13 protein-coding genes are annotated in these 16,552 nt (G+C 58.8%); 11 read left to right on the top strand and 2 right to left on the bottom strand.

The window, feature by feature from the left end:
• The first annotated feature begins 669 nt into the window (after positions 1-669).
• Positions 670-1,554, top strand: a complete 885-nt coding sequence (locus tag ORY85_RS10005) for an alpha/beta hydrolase (protein WP_274570862.1) — start codon at positions 670-672, stop codon at positions 1,552-1,554.
• Between the two features lie 214 nt (positions 1,555-1,768).
• On the opposite strand, the gene ORY85_RS10010 is transcribed toward ORY85_RS10005, so the two are convergent.
• On the bottom strand, positions 1,769-2,491 hold the full coding sequence (locus ORY85_RS10010; RefSeq protein ID WP_274570861.1) for a 16S rRNA (uracil(1498)-N(3))-methyltransferase: 723 nt from the start codon (positions 2,489-2,491) through the stop codon (positions 1,769-1,771).
• Between the two features lie 66 nt (positions 2,492-2,557).
• On the opposite strand from ORY85_RS10010, the gene ORY85_RS10015 reads away from it, so the two are divergent.
• From ORY85_RS10015 to prmC, 7 genes are all read left to right on the top strand, one after another.
• A complete protein-coding gene (locus ORY85_RS10015; protein ID WP_274570859.1) occupies positions 2,558-3,346 on the top strand; it encodes an inositol monophosphatase family protein in 789 nt (262 codons plus the stop codon).
• 507 nt (positions 3,347-3,853) lie between these two features.
• Entirely contained in the window at positions 3,854-5,485 is a 1,632-nt protein-coding gene (locus ORY85_RS10020; protein ID WP_274570858.1) for a glycosyltransferase family 39 protein, read from the top strand.
• A gap of 57 nt (positions 5,486-5,542) precedes the next feature.
• Positions 5,543-6,262 (top strand): bifunctional 2-polyprenyl-6-hydroxyphenol methylase/3-demethylubiquinol 3-O-methyltransferase UbiG, encoded by a 720-nt coding sequence (gene ubiG / locus ORY85_RS10025; RefSeq protein ID WP_274570857.1) that lies wholly within the window; start codon positions 5,543-5,545, stop codon positions 6,260-6,262.
• 253 nt (positions 6,263-6,515) lie between these two features.
• Complete coding sequence (gene mgtE, locus ORY85_RS10030; RefSeq protein WP_274570856.1) at positions 6,516-7,958, top strand: magnesium transporter; 1,443 nt, start codon at positions 6,516-6,518, stop codon at positions 7,956-7,958.
• Positions 7,959-8,067: 109 nt separating this feature from the next.
• Entirely contained in the window at positions 8,068-8,979 is a 912-nt protein-coding gene (locus ORY85_RS10035; protein ID WP_274570855.1) for a homocysteine S-methyltransferase family protein, read from the top strand.
• Positions 8,980-9,645: 666 nt separating this feature from the next.
• The gene (locus ORY85_RS10040; protein ID WP_274570854.1) at positions 9,646-11,073 is read left to right on the top strand and encodes a basic amino acid/polyamine antiporter; all 1,428 of its coding nucleotides are present in this window, start codon (positions 9,646-9,648) and stop codon (positions 11,071-11,073) included.
• 45 nt (positions 11,074-11,118) lie between these two features.
• Positions 11,119-11,931 carry a peptide chain release factor N(5)-glutamine methyltransferase gene (gene prmC, locus ORY85_RS10045; RefSeq protein WP_274571002.1) on the top strand — a complete coding sequence of 271 codons (813 nt, stop codon included), beginning with the start codon at positions 11,119-11,121 and terminating at the stop codon, positions 11,929-11,931.
• Between the two features lie 60 nt (positions 11,932-11,991).
• Here the strand turns inward: prmC and cls are convergent, their stop codons facing one another.
• The gene (gene cls / locus ORY85_RS10050) at positions 11,992-13,413 is read right to left on the bottom strand and encodes a cardiolipin synthase (RefSeq protein ID WP_274570853.1); all 1,422 of its coding nucleotides are present in this window, start codon (positions 13,411-13,413) and stop codon (positions 11,992-11,994) included.
• Between the two features lie 198 nt (positions 13,414-13,611).
• On the opposite strand from cls, the gene ORY85_RS10055 reads away from it, so the two are divergent.
• The 3 genes from ORY85_RS10055 to ORY85_RS10065 all read left to right on the top strand — a co-directional run bounded on the left by ORY85_RS10055 (position 13,612) and on the right by ORY85_RS10065 (position 16,480).
• Positions 13,612-14,151 carry a gamma carbonic anhydrase family protein gene (locus tag ORY85_RS10055; protein WP_405030330.1) on the top strand — a complete coding sequence of 180 codons (540 nt, stop codon included), beginning with the start codon at positions 13,612-13,614 and terminating at the stop codon, positions 14,149-14,151.
• Positions 14,152-14,344: 193 nt separating this feature from the next.
• A complete protein-coding gene (pyk, locus tag ORY85_RS10060; RefSeq protein WP_274570851.1) occupies positions 14,345-15,805 on the top strand; it encodes a pyruvate kinase in 1,461 nt (486 codons plus the stop codon).
• A gap of 174 nt (positions 15,806-15,979) precedes the next feature.
• Complete coding sequence (locus ORY85_RS10065) at positions 15,980-16,480, top strand: hypothetical protein (RefSeq protein ID WP_274571001.1); 501 nt, start codon at positions 15,980-15,982, stop codon at positions 16,478-16,480.
• Positions 16,481-16,552 lie beyond the last annotated feature (72 nt).

Below are 16,552 nucleotides of genomic sequence, written 5' to 3' on the forward strand. Positions count from 1 at the left end.
GTTTAACCAATTTCTTATCCAAGCTTTATCGGATTTGGCTGTCTGTATCCGGTAGTGTTTTGCGGATTCCGGTATCGGAGCCGGTTACTTTGTTTGAAGAGGACATTGATTCACGGTTTTGACGGCACATGGCGGATTGGTCTGAATGGCCGTTAAAATACATGACCCATGTTTCAGACGCGAGCTGCAGCGAATCTGAGTATCCTAATTCTTGTGGCTGTGGCGGTATGGTGTCTATTTGAATTGGCAAAACATCGTTATACGGTGGAATACGGAAGTTTGATTTTTGAAATGAATGAATTTTTTGGCGAAACCGTGCTGTTGTGGTGGCGGAATCGGTATTGCCAAGCAAAGAGACAATTTTTTTTGAAACCAGATTGTTTGGGTGGGAAAATCACATCGTACGGTCAATTTGCCGACACCTATTTGAGCAAACATCCCTACGGCACTTATAAGGGGGCGGAATCATGTTCAAAGTAAGGTAAATGGCAATTTGTTCTTGATTGTTTTCCGGCAACAATCGTTTATTTCTGCGTAAAAACGTGCCAATAGGCGACATTGGCTTGCATTTTTGCCTTGAAAAGGACGCTTTTGTTTGACAAATCAACTCACGCTCAAATTGTCATGTGCCGTCAGCCTGGATATTAAAAAATAAATGAGGGATCATGCATGTTTATCAGAGAAGATGTGGATTTTTTATCGCACGGTGTGCGATGCAGTGCTTGGTTCTACCGTCCGAAGAGGGAGGAAAAATACCCTGTGATTGTCATGGCGCATGGTTTGGGCGGCGTGCGCGAAATGCGGTTAGATGCTTATGCCGAACGTTTTGTTCAGGCGGGTTTCGCTTGTTTTCTTTTTGATTATCGCAATTTTGGTGCGAGTGATGGTCGGGAGCGGCAAAAAATCAGCGTTAAAGAACAGTTGGGTGATTGGCATCATGCCATTGATTTTGTTAAACAAGATGGGCAAGTTAATCAAGAGGAAATTTTACTTTTCGGTACTTCATTCAGTGGCGGCCATGTGATTGTGCTGTCATCGCAACGCACGGATATTCGTGCGAGTATTGCCCAATGCCCTTATACGGATACTTTGGCGACCCTGCGAACCGTGCCGCTTTTGACCGGCCTGAAAACCATACCTGTGGCAATCGCGGATAAATTGGGGGCAGTGTTGGGTTGCCGCCCTTTGATGTTGAAATTGGCGGGTGCACCAAACAGCGCGGCGATTATGGCGGTGCCTGATTATGGAGAATGTTTTCGGCTTATCCCTGCCAATTATGATTTTATCAACCAAGCACCTGCACGGACTTTGCTGGAATTTTTAACTTATTCGCCCAGCCGTTACACGCAAAATGTCCAATGTCCGATTTTTTATGCGGTTTGCCTGAAAGACAGCCTTGCACCGGCCAAAGAAACCATTGCTTGTGCCAAACGTTCTGTGCATGGCGTGATTGGGGAATACGATATGGGGCATTTTGAAATCTATTTGGGGCAGGCTTTCGAGCAAGTTATCCGGGACTATATTGATTTTTACGGACAGGTGTTGGCTGATTAGTGTTTATTATTTTCAACCGATTCAAGTCATGGAGGTTTATGATGTTTTGAGCCGGTTATTTTTCAATATTGGGGGAGGTGGCCGTAACCGTTGCACTTGGTTGCGGTGTTGTGAGCGGGAAGGTTTTTTCGGACAGCACACGTTATCCGTTTTTAATGAGGAAATGAAAAGTGGGTTGAGGCCGTCTGAACGGGATTTCAGACGGCCTTTTTGTTTATGCAAAGTCGCCCCACAGGGTCTGCATGGCAGCGATGGCGGCGAGTGAAGCGGTTTCGGTACGCAGGATACGGTTGCCCAAAGTGATGGCTTGAAAACCGGCATCGAAGGCGGCAGCTTCTTCGGCTGCCGTCCAGCCGCCTTCGGGGCCGACCATAAACAGAACGGCTTTCGGCGGCGGAAGTGAGGAAAGTTTTTCGGCACGGTTCAGACTCATCAGCAGTTTGAGTCTGTCGGCGGGAAGGGTGTTCAGAGCGGCCGTATAGTTTTGCAGCGGCCGTACCGGCGGGATACGGTTGCGCCCGCTCTGTTCGCAGGCGGCAATGACAATCTCCTGCCAGCGGGCGACCCGCTTTTCGGCACGTTCGCCCGACAGGCGCACTACCGAACGCTCGCTGATGACGGGGATAATTTCGGTTACGCCCAATTCCACACTTTTTTGCAGGGTAAAATCCATGCGTTCGCCGGCAGAAACGGCTTGAATCAGCGTGATGGCCAGCGGCGGCATGTTTTCAGACGGCCCTTCGGCCGTGATTTCCGCCACGGCGGTACGCTTTTCCAGCTTGACTAAGCGTGCGGGATAAGCACGGCCGTTGCCGTTGAAAAACACCACTTCGCCGCCGGCGCGCAGACGCAGTACCTGCATATGGCGCACCACATTGTCGGGCAGTGTCAGAATCCGGCCTGCGGCCAAGTCGTCGGGAACAAAGAAACGGGGCATAAAGGTTAAAAATAGGTTAATATTCGGCTTGATATTATAAGCCGAAGCAGATTACCGGGGACAAAAGTGTTAGACAAATTGCAGGCTGTGGTGCGGGAAGTGGCGCAACAAGAGGTGATGCCGCGCTTTTTGGCGGTGGAAAGCCGCGAAAAAGCCGACGGCAGTCTGCTGACCGAAGCCGATTTGGCGGCCCAAGCCGCGTTTGCCCGCCGTCTGCCCGAACTGATCGACTGCCCGATGCTGGGCGAGGAGATGAGTGAGCAGACCCAGCGCGATTTATGGCTGCACAACCATCAGGGCTTGTGGGTGGTAGATCCGATTGACGGGACAACGAATTTTATCAACGGCTTCCCGCATTTCGCCCTGTCCGCCGCGTACTTGGTGCAGGGGCGCGCCCGAATGGGCGTGATTTTCAATCCGGTCAGCGGCGAGTGCTTTTATGCGGCTGCCGGAGAAGGAGCGTATCTCAACGGCCGCCGTTTGCCTGCGCTGCGCCGGGACAAACCGCTCAAACGTGCGGTGGCGGGGGTGGAAATCAAATATCTGCGCTCGGGCAGCCTGTCCAGCCGCATGAATACACTCTCGCCGGTGGGCAGTATCCGCAGTATGGGGTGCAGCACGTTGGATTGGTGTTATCTGGCGGCTGGGCGTTTGGACGTTTATGTGCACGGCGGCCAGAAGTTGTGGGACTACGCGGCCGGTGCGCTGATTTTTGAAGAAGCGGGCGGCTGTCTGGCCACATTGGAGGGCGACACGTTTTGGAGCGGCGAACACGTTTTCAAGCGCTCGGTGATTGCCGCACTCAATCCCGAACTGTTCGGCCGCTGGCTCAAATGGATACGGGATAATCAATAAGCCGCCGCAGAAATTTGCCTGCTTTAATCGATCGGTTGCAGAAATTAACCGCACAGATAGGCAGATGGCGGTAAATTCGGCCTGACTGTCCGGTGCTTGCAGCCATTTTGGCTCAAGAGCCGTGATTGAAGCAGTTCCCCATCATTTGTTGCTTGGCCGTTCATACTTGCTCCCTTGGTATGAACGGCTTTTTTTGTGTTTGGCCGGCCGGATGCCGCAAAATTGTCCGACTGCGTATTTTACACGGTGAGGCCGTCTGAAAACGAGTGAAGTGAGTTTCTGCAAAGTTAAAGCAGCACAGCGGGTTTGCGGAGCTAAAACGAACGGGGCGGGTTTCTGAGAATCGGGGAAACCATGCGGCGGCTTTTCGGGGCGGAAACGGGTATGCGGCGTATTAGCTCCGCAGAAACCCGCTTCGCTCGTTTTCAGACGGCCTGACGGCGGCGGTACCGGCTGCTGCCAATCTGGGTTAAACTGCCGTTTTGTGATGGAAGATGGCAACCGACTATGCTGACTTATACGCCGCCCGGGCAGCGCGTGCGCGCGAAGATAACCGAAAAGCCTTGGATTTTGCTGCTGCTGGCCTTTGCCTGGTTGTGGCCGGGTGTGTTCGGCCACGATTTGTGGCGGCCGGGCGAGCCTTGGCTGGGGGAAGTCGTGCGTCAGGCCGCAGCGGGCGGCGGAGCTTTACGGCCGTCCCTGTTCGGTGAGGCCTATTTTGACGCGCCGCCGGTGTATGTGGCGCTGGCCGCACTGCTGCGCCGGATATTGCCGCCGCAGTGGGTGGACGCGTATGCCGCTATGCGGCTGGCCGGAGTGATGTTTACCGCGCTGGGACTGGCGGCCTGCGGTACGGCGGCTTACCGCTTTTTGGGCAAATATCAGGGGCGTACGGTGGTGCTGGTGTGCATCGGCTGTGCGGGACTGATTGTGCCGGCGCATTTTTTGTCGGGCGTATCGGTGCAGTTTGCCGCATTGGGGCTGTGCCTGTACGGTTTCTCGCTGGCCAAAACGCGCATCATTGCCGCTTCTGCACTGTTGGGCGGCGGTTGGGCGCTTTGGGCCGCCTCGGCGGGTTATCTGGCGGCAGGGGCCTTGATGCTGGCCGCTGTTTTGCTGTGGCTGACCCCGCCGTGGCGCAACCGCCGTTATGCAGTCGCATTGGTGGGGGCATCGGCGGTGGCGCTGCCGCTGATGCTGGTGTATCCGCTGATGTTGTATTACAGCCGTCCTGAGGCATTTGACGAGTGGATGCGGCTGGCCGTATTCGGCGCGTTTGGCGGCACGGAAACGTTTTCGCTTTCGTTTTCGCTGTTTTATTACCTGAAAAACCTGCTGTGGTTCGCTTTTCCCGCTTGGCCGCTGGCCGCGTGGACGGCATGGCGGGGCAAGCTGCCGCAGCAGGATTGGGGCGTGTTGGCTTTGGTATGGCTGTCGGTCTGCACGCTGCTGCTGGCGTGGATGCCGCAACGGTTTCAGGATAATCTGATTTGGCTGCTGCCGCCTTTGGCACTTTTGGCTGCCGCCTGTTTGGACAGTCTGCGGCGCGGCGCGGCCGCGTTTTTAAACTGGTTCGGCATCACGGCTTTCGGCCTGCTGGCTGCGTTTCTGTGGCTCGGTTTCGTGGCGATGAATTTCGGCTGGCCTGCCAAACTGGCCGAACGCTCTGCCTATTTCAGTCCGTATTATGTGCCGCAGCTTTCCGGCTGGCCGGTGGCCGTCGGGCTGCTGTTTACGCTGTTGTGGCTGCGCGCTGTTACCCGCAGGCACATCAAAGGCCGTCAGGCGGTAACGAATTGGGCGGCAGGCATGACGCTGGTTTGGGCGCTGCTGATGACGCTGTGGTTGCCGTGGTTGGACGCGGCCAAAAGTTACCGGCCGGTGGTGGCGCAGATGGAGCGGGCGGCTCCGGCCGATTTGCGCGACGGGCGGGCCTGTGTGTCGCTGAATGCGGAGGATACGCTGGCGCGGCTGGTGTGGCGGGAATACGGCCGCACGGACATCAGGGTGGGCGGTGATTGTGCCTACCGCCTGTTGGAGCGGCCGCAGTTTCTGCCCGACGGCTGGACGGAAATTTGGCGCGGCGGCCGTCCGCGCAACCGGACAGAGTATTTCGTTTTGCTGAAAAAGGCCGTCTGAAATATGGCATAATGGCCGTTTCCGCCCGGTGGGCGGGGATATTTTTGAGGAGCAGTTATGGAGCAGGCGGCACGCGTGCAGAATGTGGATGACGCGGAAATCGAGAAATTCAGCCGGCTGGCGGACAAGTGGTGGGACAAGAACGGCGAGTTCAAGCCGCTGCACGATATTAATCCGTTAAGGCTGGGCTATATTGACGGTCTGGCCGGTCTGGCCGGGAAAAATGTGCTGGACGTGGGCTGTGGCGGCGGCATATTGAGCGAGAGCATGGCTTTGGCGGGTGCGGCATCGGTGCTGGGGGTGGACATGGCCGAAAAATCGCTGGCGGCGGCCGAGCGTCATGCGGTGCAGAACGGTGTGGCCAATGTGGCCTACCGCTGCATCAGCGTGGAAGATTTGGCCGAAGCGTCGCCGCAGGCCTATGATGTGGTAACGTGCATGGAGATGATGGAGCATGTGCCTGATCCGCTGAGCATTATCCGTGCCTGTTCTCGCCTGGTAAAACCTGACGGCATGGTGTTTTTCTCCACCATCAACCGCAATCCCAAGTCTTACCTGCATGCGATTGTCGGTGCAGAATATCTGTTGGGGCTGGTACCCAAAGGCACGCACGATTGGGAAAAATTTATCACGCCGTCCGAATTGGCGCGTATGTGCCGCCAGGCGGGGCTGAATATGACGGACAGCCGGGGTATGGGTTACCGCCTGCTGGGTCAGGCGTATTATTTGTCGGACAGTGTGGACGTGAATTATCTGGCTGCCTGCCGCCCGGCATAGCGGCGGTATGCTCCGTAAGGCCGTCTGAAAACCCGTGTGGCGCGTTGCTGTCAAGCTGAAACCCGCCGTACCGGTTTTCAGACGGCCTTTGTCATTCGGCTGACGTATTTCTGTGTTAGAATACCGCCCGTTTCAAACTGTCAGCCGGTTCTTTATCCGGCCGCCGTCATGGATTTGTCCGGTTTAACTGCCTTTCCGTTTTCCTGAATCCACTCCGCCTGAATGCTGCCCGGCTTAGGCGTGCGGAGCATTTATGAGCATCGAACATTCTGTTGAAGAAATTACCCAAAGCGACTTGGAACGCCTGCCGCTGGATATTGCCCGTATTCACGAATTGGCCGAGGCACTGCTGCCGGTCTATGCCCAGATTGAGGACAACGCGCCGCTGAGCGACGAGACACTCAACCGCAAGCTGGTCGAGCTGATGTCGATTCTGCGCGAGCTGCACCCGGCCGATATGGCGACGGTGCTGGAATCGCTGCCGCATAAAGAGCGGGTGATTGTCTGGAAACTGGCCGAACCGGAAGACGACGGCGATGTGTTGCTGGAAGTGTCGTATGCGGTGCGCGAAACGCTGATCGAGAGCATGAACAAAGACGAGCTCTTGGCGGCGGTCGAAGACATGGACGCAGACGATTTGGCCGATTTGGCCGACGATCTGCCGCATCAGGTGGTCATGGAAGCCTTGCAGACGCGCGACGAAGAAGAGCGCGAACAGGTGAAGGCGGCCATGTCGTACCGGGACGACCAAGTCGGCGCGGTGATGGATTTCGAGCAGGTCAGCGTGCGTGCCGACGTGGCCTGCGAAGTGGTGCTGCGTTATCTGCGCCGTTTCGATATCCTGCCCAACCATACCGATAAAATTTTTGTGGTCGATGAGGAAGAAGTATTAATCGGCGTGCTGCCGATCCGCAAACTTTTAGTGTGCGACCCGGACGATATGGTGGAAGATGTGATGGCGCGCGATGTGGTGCGTTTCCGTCCCACCGATGATGTGGAAGAGGCGGCGCAGGCGTTCGAACGGTATGACTTGGTTACTGCGCCGGTGATTGACGAGCACAATAAATTAATCGGCCGCATCACCATCGACGAGATGGTGGACGTGATCCGCGAAGAATCCGAAGCCGACATGCTGAATATGGCCGGTTTGCAGGAGGAGGAAGATTTGTTTGCGCCGGTGTGGGATTCGGTGAAAAACCGCTGGGTGTGGCTGGCCGTGAATCTGTGTACGGCGTTTGTCGCCAGCCGCGTCATCGGTGCATTCGAGGCATCGATTGCCCAGATTGTCGCGCTGGCGGCACTGATGCCGATTGTCGCGGGCATCGGCGGCAATTCGGGCAACCAGACCATTACCATGATTGTGCGCGCGATGGCGATGGGACAGTTGAGCGGCAATCAGGCCATGCATCTGCTGAAAAAAGAATTGGGCGTGGCCCTGGTAAACGGCCTGCTGTGGGGCAGCGTGATGGGCATTGTGGCCGTGGCACTGTATCACAGTCTGGGTATCGGGCTGGTGATGGTGGCGGCGATGACGCTCAACCTGCTGCTGGCGGCGGCCGTGGGCGTGCTGATTCCCGTTCTGCTCGACAAATTCGGCCGCGATCCGGCCGTGGGCAGCTCGGTGCTGATTACGGCGGTAACCGATTCGGGCGGTTTTTTGATTTTCCTCGGTTTGGCGACCATTTTCCTGCTGTAAGGATTTTACCGGCATATTCAGACGGCCTACCGTCAGGCCGTCTGAATATGCCGGTAACGGCTTATCGGCAAAAGTGTTTTTCTCTGTGCGGGCGTAACGGGAGCAGGCAATGAATCCGACGGTGATTTTGGACGGCGGCATGGGGCGCGAACTGCTGCGCCGGGGCGCGCCGTTCCGCCAACCCGAGTGGTCGGCGCTGGCACTGACCGAAGCACCCGACAGGGTGCGCGAGATTCATCTGGATTTTGTCCGTGCGGGCGCGCAGGTGCTGACGGCCAACAGCTATGCATTGGTGCCTTTCCATATCGGCAGCCGTTTTGCCGCCGAGGCAGAATCACTGGCGGCCTTGTCGGGACGTTTGGCGCGCGAAGCCGCAGCGGCCGGACGGGACGTGCAGGTGGCGGCTTCGCTGCCGCCGCTGTTCGGTTCCTACCGTCCGCAGCATTTTTGTGCCGCCGAAGCCCCCGCGTTGGCTGCGCCGCTGATACGCGGTTTGGCACCTTATGCCGACATCTGGCTGGCGGAAACGGTCAGCAGTCTGGCCGAAGCGCGCGCGTGGCGGCAGATGCTGCCGCAAGACGGCAAGCCGTTTTGGCTGTCGTTTACCCTGAACGACGACTGGCCCGCCGGCTGCGTGAACCTGCGTTCGGGCGAAAGTGTGGCCGAAGCGGCGGCATGGGCGGTGCAGGCAGGCGTATCCGCACTGCTCTTCAATTGCAGTCGTGCCGAAGTGATGGAGACCGCGCTGACGGCCGCGCGCGCCGTTTTGGACGGTGCGGCTTCGGCCATGCGCCTGGGTGCGTATGCCAATGCGTTCGAGCCGGCGCAGGCGGGCATTCATGCGGCCAACGACGGTTTGGACGACCTCCGTGCCGACCTGTCGCCGCAGGCCTATCTGGATTATGTGCGCCGCTGGTTGGCGGCAGGTGCGGATACCGTGGGCGGCTGCTGCGGCATTTCGCCCGCGCATATCCGCGTTCTGGCCGAAGCGTTCGGCTGCCCGGCTGGCGCGGTCTGCTGAAACGGGCCGAACGGCGGTTCAGTCAGGCGTAGGGCGGATTCCGAATCCGACAAAATCTTCATCGTGCAAAAGCGGATGTAGGGATTTTTGAATGCGGCAAAAATGCTGTCGGCACGAATACGGGTAGCCGGTGTCGGTGTCGGATTCGAGAATCCGACCTACTTTGTGGTTTGAAATCGGAATCCGAAAAATGGTCTTTGTGCGGTTTTCGGGAAATTTGAATCCGACAAACCGGCTGCCGTGCGATGGCAGATTCCTTGCGCTTCTTGCCGCAGGCCGTCTGAAAACGGGGCAAATTCGTTTTCAGACGGTGAAATCATGAATCCCCCATTTCCCGCCACAGTCAGTACAGGCGTAGGTCGGATTCTCGAATCCGACAAAATCTTCATCGTGCAAAAACGGGTGTAGGGATTTTTGAATGCGGCACAAATGCGATCGGCACGCATACGGGCGGCTGGCGGCGGTGTCGGATTCGAGAGTCCGACCGACTTTGTGCGGTTTTCGGGAAATTTGAATCCGACAAACCGGCTGCCGTGCGATGGCAGATTCCTTGCGCTTCTTGCCGCAGGCCGTCTGAAAACGGGGCAAATTCGTTTTCAGACGGCCTCATCATGAATGACCCGTTTCCGCCGCAGGCGGGTTTTATTTTTTCAGCAAAGGACGTGTATGTCTTCTCCTTCCAAAATCGGCCTGAGTGCGCTCACGGCTTTGGTTGTCAGCTCGATGATCGGTTCGGGCATTTTCAGTCTGCCGCAGAATATGGCGGCAGTGGCCGGTTCGCAGGCCTTGCTGATCGGCTGGCTGATTACCGGCGTGGGCATTGTTTTCCTCGGTTTGTCGTTTGCCTGTCTGGCGAAAATCCGTCCCGATTTGGACGGCGGCATTTACACTTATGCGCGTGAGGGTTTCGGCGATCTGATGGGCTTTTTCTCGGCGTGGGGCTACTGGCTGTGTACCACCATCGGTATTGTGGGCTATTTGGTGGTGGCGTTTGAGGCGCTGGGCACGTTTACCGACGGGGCGGGTTTTGTGCTGTTCGGCAAGGGCAATACGGCGGCGGCTTTCATCGGGGCTTCGGCGGTGGTGTGGCTGGTGTATGCGCTGGTGGCACGCGGTATCCGTCAGGCGGCGGGTGTCAATCTGGCGGCCACCTGCGTGAAAGTGTTTCCGCTGCTGGTGTTTATCGTGCTGGCGGCGTATTTTTTCGACAGTCGGGTGTTTTTCGCCGATTGGCAGGGTGCGGCTCTGGCGGACGATGCGGGCGGCGGCAGCGTGATGGCGCAGGTGAAAAACACCATGCTGATTACGCTGTGGGTGTTTACAGGAATCGAAGGGGCGGCGGTATTGTCCAAACATGCCCGATCGCGCGCCGATGTCGGACGGGCGACGGTATTCGGTGTGGTGCTGACGCTGCTGCTGTATGTGGCGGTAACGGTTTTGGCGCAGGGTGTGCTGCCGCGCGGCGAAATTGCCGCCATGGCCAATCCTTCGATGGCGGGCGTTCTGTCGCATATGATGGGTTATGCGGGCAAGGTGCTGATTACCGGCTGTCTGATTGTGTCGGTGTTGTCGTCGTATTTGAGCTGGACTTTATATGCAACCGAAATCCCGCATCTGGGTGCGAAAAACGGTGCGTTTCCCGCATCATTCCTGCGCCTGAACGGAAACGGCGTGCCGCATATTTCGCTGCTGTTTACCACGCTGACGGTGCAGCTCTGCCTGTTTTTGGTGTGGCAGACCGGCAACAGCTACGAAGCCCTGCTGATGATTTCGACTTCGATGATTCTGATTCCCTACCTGCTGGTGGGTGCGTTTCTGCTGAAATTATCGGTCCGGCAGCATCTGGCATGGCGGTATAAACTGGTGGGGCTGGCGGCGACGCTGTATGCGCTGTGGATTGTGTATGCCGCAGGGGTGGAATATATTCTGCTGTCCGTGCTGCTGTATCTGCCGGGCGTGCTGCTGTTTCTCCATGCGCGCCGCCGCCATCAGGGGGCTTGGCGTTTCGGGCGGGGCGACAGAGCCGTACTCTCGGTATTGGCCGTATTGGCCGTGCCTGCGCTGATGCAGTTTTACCGCAGTCTGAACGGCTGACGGATGAAGGCCGTCTGAAAAACGGTTTTGCTGAAAAGGAAAATGATGACACCTGCCGAATTTTTCCGCCGCACCGCGCTGCCCAGACGGGAAGCGCGTCTGCTGTTGCAGCATATCAGCGGCTATACGGCGGCCGAATGTCTGACCCGCGACGGCGAAGCGCTGGCAGACGGACAGGCCGAAGCCTTGTCCGCATTGGCCGCGCGCCGTCTGGCGGGCGAACCGCTGGCCTATATAGTGGGTTGGCGCGAGTTTTACGGCCGCCGTTTGGCCGTCTCGCCCGCCACCCTGATTCCGCGCCCCGAAACCGAGCATTTGGTCGATGAGGTACTGGCGCGGCTGCCGCCGTCGGGTAGCGTGTGGGATTTGGGTACCGGCAGCGGCGCGCTGGCGGTCAGCATTGCGCTGGAACGGCCCGATGCCGATGTGTTTGCCAGCGACATCAGCGAAGCGGCTTTGGCGGTGGCGCGGCAGAACGCGCAGGATTTGGGGGCGGCGGTGGCATTTGCCGCCGGTTCGTGGTTTGCCGCCATGCCGTCTGAAAACGGCGGCCGCCGGTTTGACATTCTGGTGTCCAATCCGCCCTATATCGAAGCGGGTGATGCGCATCTGCGGCAGGGCGATTTGCGCTTCGAGCCGCAAAACGCCTTAACCGATTTTTCAGACGGCCTGTCGTGTATCCGCACCTTGGCCGCAGGCGCGGCGGCATGGCTGAAACCGGGCGGCTGGCTGCTGGTGGAGCACGGCTACAACCAAGGCGAAGCCTGCCGCCGCATTTTTGCCGGCAACGGCTGGCAGGAGATTGCCACGCTGCCCGATTTGGCGGGGCTGGACCGCATCACGCTCGGCCGTCTGTAAGCGGCATACCGATACGGAAAAACGCGCCCGTGGGCGCGTTTTTTGCAGACTGCAAGGCCGTCAGAGAATCGGGCTGGCGGATGCGACCAGATTTTGCCACAAACGCCGCCAGACCGGCCATGCGGCGATTCGGGCTTCGGTAATGCGCTGCGAATCGGCCAGATACTGCCGCTGCCGCCCAATCACCTGCCCGCAGAGGGCGGCATCGTCAAACAGAATATTGTTTTCAAAATTCAGATCGAAACTGCGCCGGTCGAGATTGGTCGAACCGGTCAGGCAGAGACGGCCGTCCAGCGTCAGGGTTTTGGCGTGCAGCAGGCCGGGCGCGTATTCGAAAACGGCGACACCGGCTGCGAGCAGGCTGCGGTAGTGGCTGCGGCTGGCTGCGGCAACGATACGGGAATCGTTGCGCTGCGGCAGAATCAGGCGCACGTCCACACCGCGCAGGGCGGCGGCACACAGGGCGCTGAGAACGGTAGCGTCGGGGACGAAATACGGTGTGCTGATCCACAGTTGCCGTTGTGCCGTACCGATTAAGGCGGCCAGAAACTGCGGTGTCGATTGCGCGCGCTCGGTCGGGCCTTCGCCCATCACCTGTGCGCCGATGCCGTCTGAAAAGGGCTTGGCGGCGGGAAGCTCGGGCAGGGTGCGGCCGGTGGCACTTTGCCAGTCGGCGGCGAACAGCAGGCGCATTTGTGCGGCAACCGGCCCCTGCCAGCGCAGCATGATGTCTACCCAAGGTGCGAATCTGGCTTTGACGGCAAACGATTCGTCCGCACAGTTCTGGCTGCCGCAATGGGTGATTTCGCCGTCAATCAGCGTGATTTTGCGGTGGTTGCGCAGATCGATGCGGCCGGTCAGTATGGTGTGCAGCGGCCGGTCGATCGGCAGCGCAACGGCCGTCTGGACGCCGGCGGCGGCCATATCGCGCCATGTGCGGCTGCGGAGGAAAGCGCGCGAACCCAAGCCGTCTGCCAGAGCGCGGCAAACCACGCCGCGTTGCGCGGCACGAATCAGCGCACGGGCAACGGCGCGGCCGGTGTCGTCGTCCAGCCAGATGTAGTAGAGCACGCATATTTCGCGGCGGGCGGCTTCCATATCCGCCAGCAGGCGCGCACGGGCACTGCTGCCGTCGGTCATCAGTTCGGCGCGGTTGCCCGCCACCGGGTAGAAACCGTTGATGCTGTGCAGATAGGCAAACGGCGCGCGGTAGGCATCGGGAACGGCATCGATCAGGGCGGGCGTACCCGCTGCGGCACCCGCATTTTCCCGCAGGGCGGCGGACAGCGCATGATAGGTGCGGGCGGCTCCGCGTCCCAGCGAAATTTCGCCGAACAGAAAATACAGCAGGCTGCCGCCGAACGGGAACAGCCAGACGGCAACGCACCATGCGACACGTTTTTCCGGCAATAAACCGTCGCGCAGAAAAATGCGCAGGCTCAGCGGCAGGACAACCAGCAGGTGGAAATAGAGAATCGGCATGGAGTCGGTTCCGGCAGGGCAGGCCGTCTGAAAAAACGGTACGGCGCGGCTTTCAGACGGCCCGGGACAGTTTGACCGCAGCGGGCAATAGGCGGATTATAGCGATAAAACGGCGCGGCGGCAGAATCCGGCGGCAATGTAAGGCCGTCTGAATGCCGCACGGGCATAGCATGAAATTTTTCCAAGCAGGAGAGTGTGATGAGTATCCGTCCGTATCAAAACCGCCTGCCCGAAGTGGGCGGGCGCGTTTACATTGATGAAGCCGCCGTCGTCATCGGCAGAGTGAAGCTGGGCGACGAGGTGTCGGTGTGGCCGTGTGCCGTACTGCGCGGCGATGTGAACGACATCCGCATCGGCGCGCGCAGCAATATTCAGGACGGCAGCGTGCTGCACGTTACCGACCCGTCCGCCGCGCAGCCGCAAGGCTCGCCGCTGACGCTGGGCGAGGAAGTTACCGTGGGACACCGCGTGATTCTGCACGGCTGTACCATCGGCAACCGTGTGCTGGTGGGCATGGGGGCGGTGGTACTGGACGATGCGGTGGTGGAAGACGAAGTCATCATCGGCGCGGGGTCGCTGGTGCCGCCGCGCAAACGGCTGGCGGGCGGCTGGCTGTATATGGGCGCGCCGGTGAAGGCCGTGCGCGAGCTGACGGCGCAGGAGCGCGCGTTTCTAAGCCAATCGGCGCAAAACTATGTCGATACCGCTGCCGCATACCGTGCCGGTCAGGCCGTCTGAACCGCCGGTCTGCGTATTTTTCAGACGGCCTTTGGTGCGTATTCGTGAAGCAATATTACGCTTTGATGACAGTCGGTGCCGATATGGCCGGTTTTGACCGTATAAAAACGCAATATAGGTAATTTTGCAACAACTGCTTTGCGTTTGGCGTTACAATACTGCCATCTGCAACCGCATTTCCGAGGAGCCGCACATGAATACTGCGCCGCGCGATACCGCCCGTATCCGCCACAATACCAAAATCGTCGCCACTTTGGGGCCGGGCAGCAATCAGATCGATCTGCTGCGCGATATGATTCTGGTCGGCGGGCTGAATGTGGTGCGCTTCAATTTCAGCCACGGCAGTGCCGAATTTCATCAGGAAAACGCCCGCATCGTGCGCGAGGCGGCGCGGCAGGCGGAGCGTGAGGTGGCGATTATGGCCGATTTGCAGGGGCCGAAAATCCGTGTCGGCAGGCTGGCTGGCGGCCAGGTGGCGGTGGCGGCGGGCGAGCCGGTACTGTTTGATGCCGCACTGGCGGGCGAGGGCAGCCGGGCGCGCATCGGTTTGGATTACCGCGACCTGCCCAATGATGTGAAAAGCGGCGATGTGCTGCTGCTGGACGACGGTTTGCTGACGGTTACGGTGGAGAAAGTGGAAGGCAGCGAAATCCACACGGTGGCCAACAACAGCCATATCCTGAAAAGCAACAAAGGCATCAATAAATTGGGCGGCGGCCTGAGTGCGGGTGCGTTTACCGAAAAGGATTTCCGCGACCTGAAAACGGCCGTGGCTATCGGCTGTGATTATCTGGCGATCAGTTTTGTCAAAAATGCCGAAGACATGAAAATCGCCCGCGATGCGGTGGCGGCCGAGTGCAAAGACGGTGTGAGGCCGGGCCTGGTGGCGAAAATCGAACGGATTGAGGCGATTGACAATTTAGATGCGATTATCGAAGCCTCAGACGGCATCATGGTGGCGCGCGGCGATTTGGCGGTGGAAGTGGGCAACGCGGCTGTACCCGCGCTGCAAAAGCGCATGATCAGGCGTGCGCGGGAAATGCGCCGTTTCAGCATCACCGCCACCCAAATGATGGAAAGTATGATTACCAATCCGGTGCCCACACGTGCGGAAGTAAGCGATGTGGCCAACGCCGTGCTGGACGGCACCGATGCGGTAATGTGTTCGGCCGAGACCGCTGTCGGTGCATATCCGTTTGAAACTGTGCGCTACATGGCCATGATTTGCGCGGCGGCGGAGAAGGAGCAGGATTCGCTGGTCGGTATGAGCGATGATTTCGACAACAGTCTGCGCACCGACCACGCCATTGCGGGCGGTGCCGTCCATATCGCCCGCCGCATCGGTGCCAAGGCGATTGTTACGCTGACCGAAAGCGGCACAACGGCTTTCCAAATCAGCCGCCACGGTATCCAGATTCCGATTTATGCGTTCACGCCCAGCGTGGCCGCCCAGCGGCGCATGGCGATGTACCGAGGGGTGCGCCCGCTCCGGCTGGAAACCGGAAAGGTGCATGAGACCGCGCTCAATGAGGTGGAGGCGGTTTTGACCGAGCGCCGAATCCTGCAAAGCGGCGACCAATACATCATTACCAGCGGTTCGCATATGCGCGAGGTGGGATCGACCAACCAGTTGCAGGTGGTGCAGGTGCGCTGATGCACGGAATACGGACGGCGGGCGGTTTGCCCGCCGTTTTTGTCTGCCTTTGAACGGCATGACAGGCCGTCTGAAAACGGTATTCTGGCGGATTTGTGCCGACAAGTGCCGAGGTTTGCGGCAATCACGGCCGTGCATGATAAACTGGCGGCTGCCTGACGATGGAGAACGATGATGGGAAAACGGCTTGCAGCACTGCCGGTATGGCTGGTATTGGCCGATATGGTGTACGGTTTGGCTGTCAATATCGGACAGAGTGTGGCCGGTATGCCGAAAAGCGTAGTCGGTACGGACGGGCTGCCCGTGTCGCCGGAAATCGCGTTCAGCGGCCTGCAACTGCTGGCCAACGGCGGTATGGTAGCGGTTATCGGCTTCGGTTTGGTGGTTTTGTTGCGGCTCAACCGCACCGTTGCGCAGGGAACGGTGATGCCCGTCGGTGCCTTTTCCCTGCTCGGACTCTTGGCGGTGCTGGCGTTTTCCCTGCCGTCGCTTTGGCAGTGGCTGTGGGCGGTCATCCGTTTGGCGGACGGGGTGCAGACGGTGGATTGGGGCAACTGGCGTTATCTGGCGGTGGCGTTGTGTCTGCCTTGGGTCGGTGTGCTGTGTCTGGTGCGGCTCGTCGGCCGGTACCGGCTGGCCAAACGGCCGCCGCAGACGGCATCAGGCTCTTTTTGACCGCTTTGCGGCGCACAAAAAAGCGGAATCCCGTCGGACAGGATTCCGCTTTCGTTTGGCCGTTTCAGACGG

Source organism: Neisseria leonii (genome assembly GCF_028776105.2).
GTDB lineage: Bacteria > Pseudomonadota > Gammaproteobacteria > Burkholderiales > Neisseriaceae > Neisseria > Neisseria leonii.

Bases quoted from the DNA above. Each gene is read 5' to 3' on its own strand.
- ORY85_RS10005 (WP_274570862.1), top strand. From the start codon at position 670: ATGTTTATCAGAGAAGATGTGGATTTTTTATCGCACGGTGTGCGATGC.
- ORY85_RS10010 (WP_274570861.1), bottom strand. From the start codon at position 2,491: ATGCCCCGTTTCTTTGTTCCCGACGACTTGGCCGCAGGCCGGATTCTG.
- ORY85_RS10020 (WP_274570858.1), top strand. From the start codon at position 3,854: ATGCTGACTTATACGCCGCCCGGGCAGCGCGTGCGCGCGAAGATAACC.
- ubiG (WP_274570857.1), top strand. From the start codon at position 5,543: ATGGAGCAGGCGGCACGCGTGCAGAATGTGGATGACGCGGAAATCGAG.
- mgtE (WP_274570856.1), top strand. From the start codon at position 6,516: ATGAGCATCGAACATTCTGTTGAAGAAATTACCCAAAGCGACTTGGAA.
- ORY85_RS10035 (WP_274570855.1), top strand. From the start codon at position 8,068: ATGAATCCGACGGTGATTTTGGACGGCGGCATGGGGCGCGAACTGCTG.
- ORY85_RS10040 (WP_274570854.1), top strand. From the start codon at position 9,646: ATGTCTTCTCCTTCCAAAATCGGCCTGAGTGCGCTCACGGCTTTGGTT.
- prmC (WP_274571002.1), top strand. From the start codon at position 11,119: ATGACACCTGCCGAATTTTTCCGCCGCACCGCGCTGCCCAGACGGGAA.
- cls (WP_274570853.1), bottom strand. From the start codon at position 13,413: ATGCCGATTCTCTATTTCCACCTGCTGGTTGTCCTGCCGCTGAGCCTG.
- ORY85_RS10055 (WP_405030330.1), top strand. From the start codon at position 13,612: ATGAGTATCCGTCCGTATCAAAACCGCCTGCCCGAAGTGGGCGGGCGC.
- pyk (WP_274570851.1), top strand. From the start codon at position 14,345: ATGAATACTGCGCCGCGCGATACCGCCCGTATCCGCCACAATACCAAA.
- ORY85_RS10065 (WP_274571001.1), top strand. From the start codon at position 15,980: ATGGGAAAACGGCTTGCAGCACTGCCGGTATGGCTGGTATTGGCCGAT.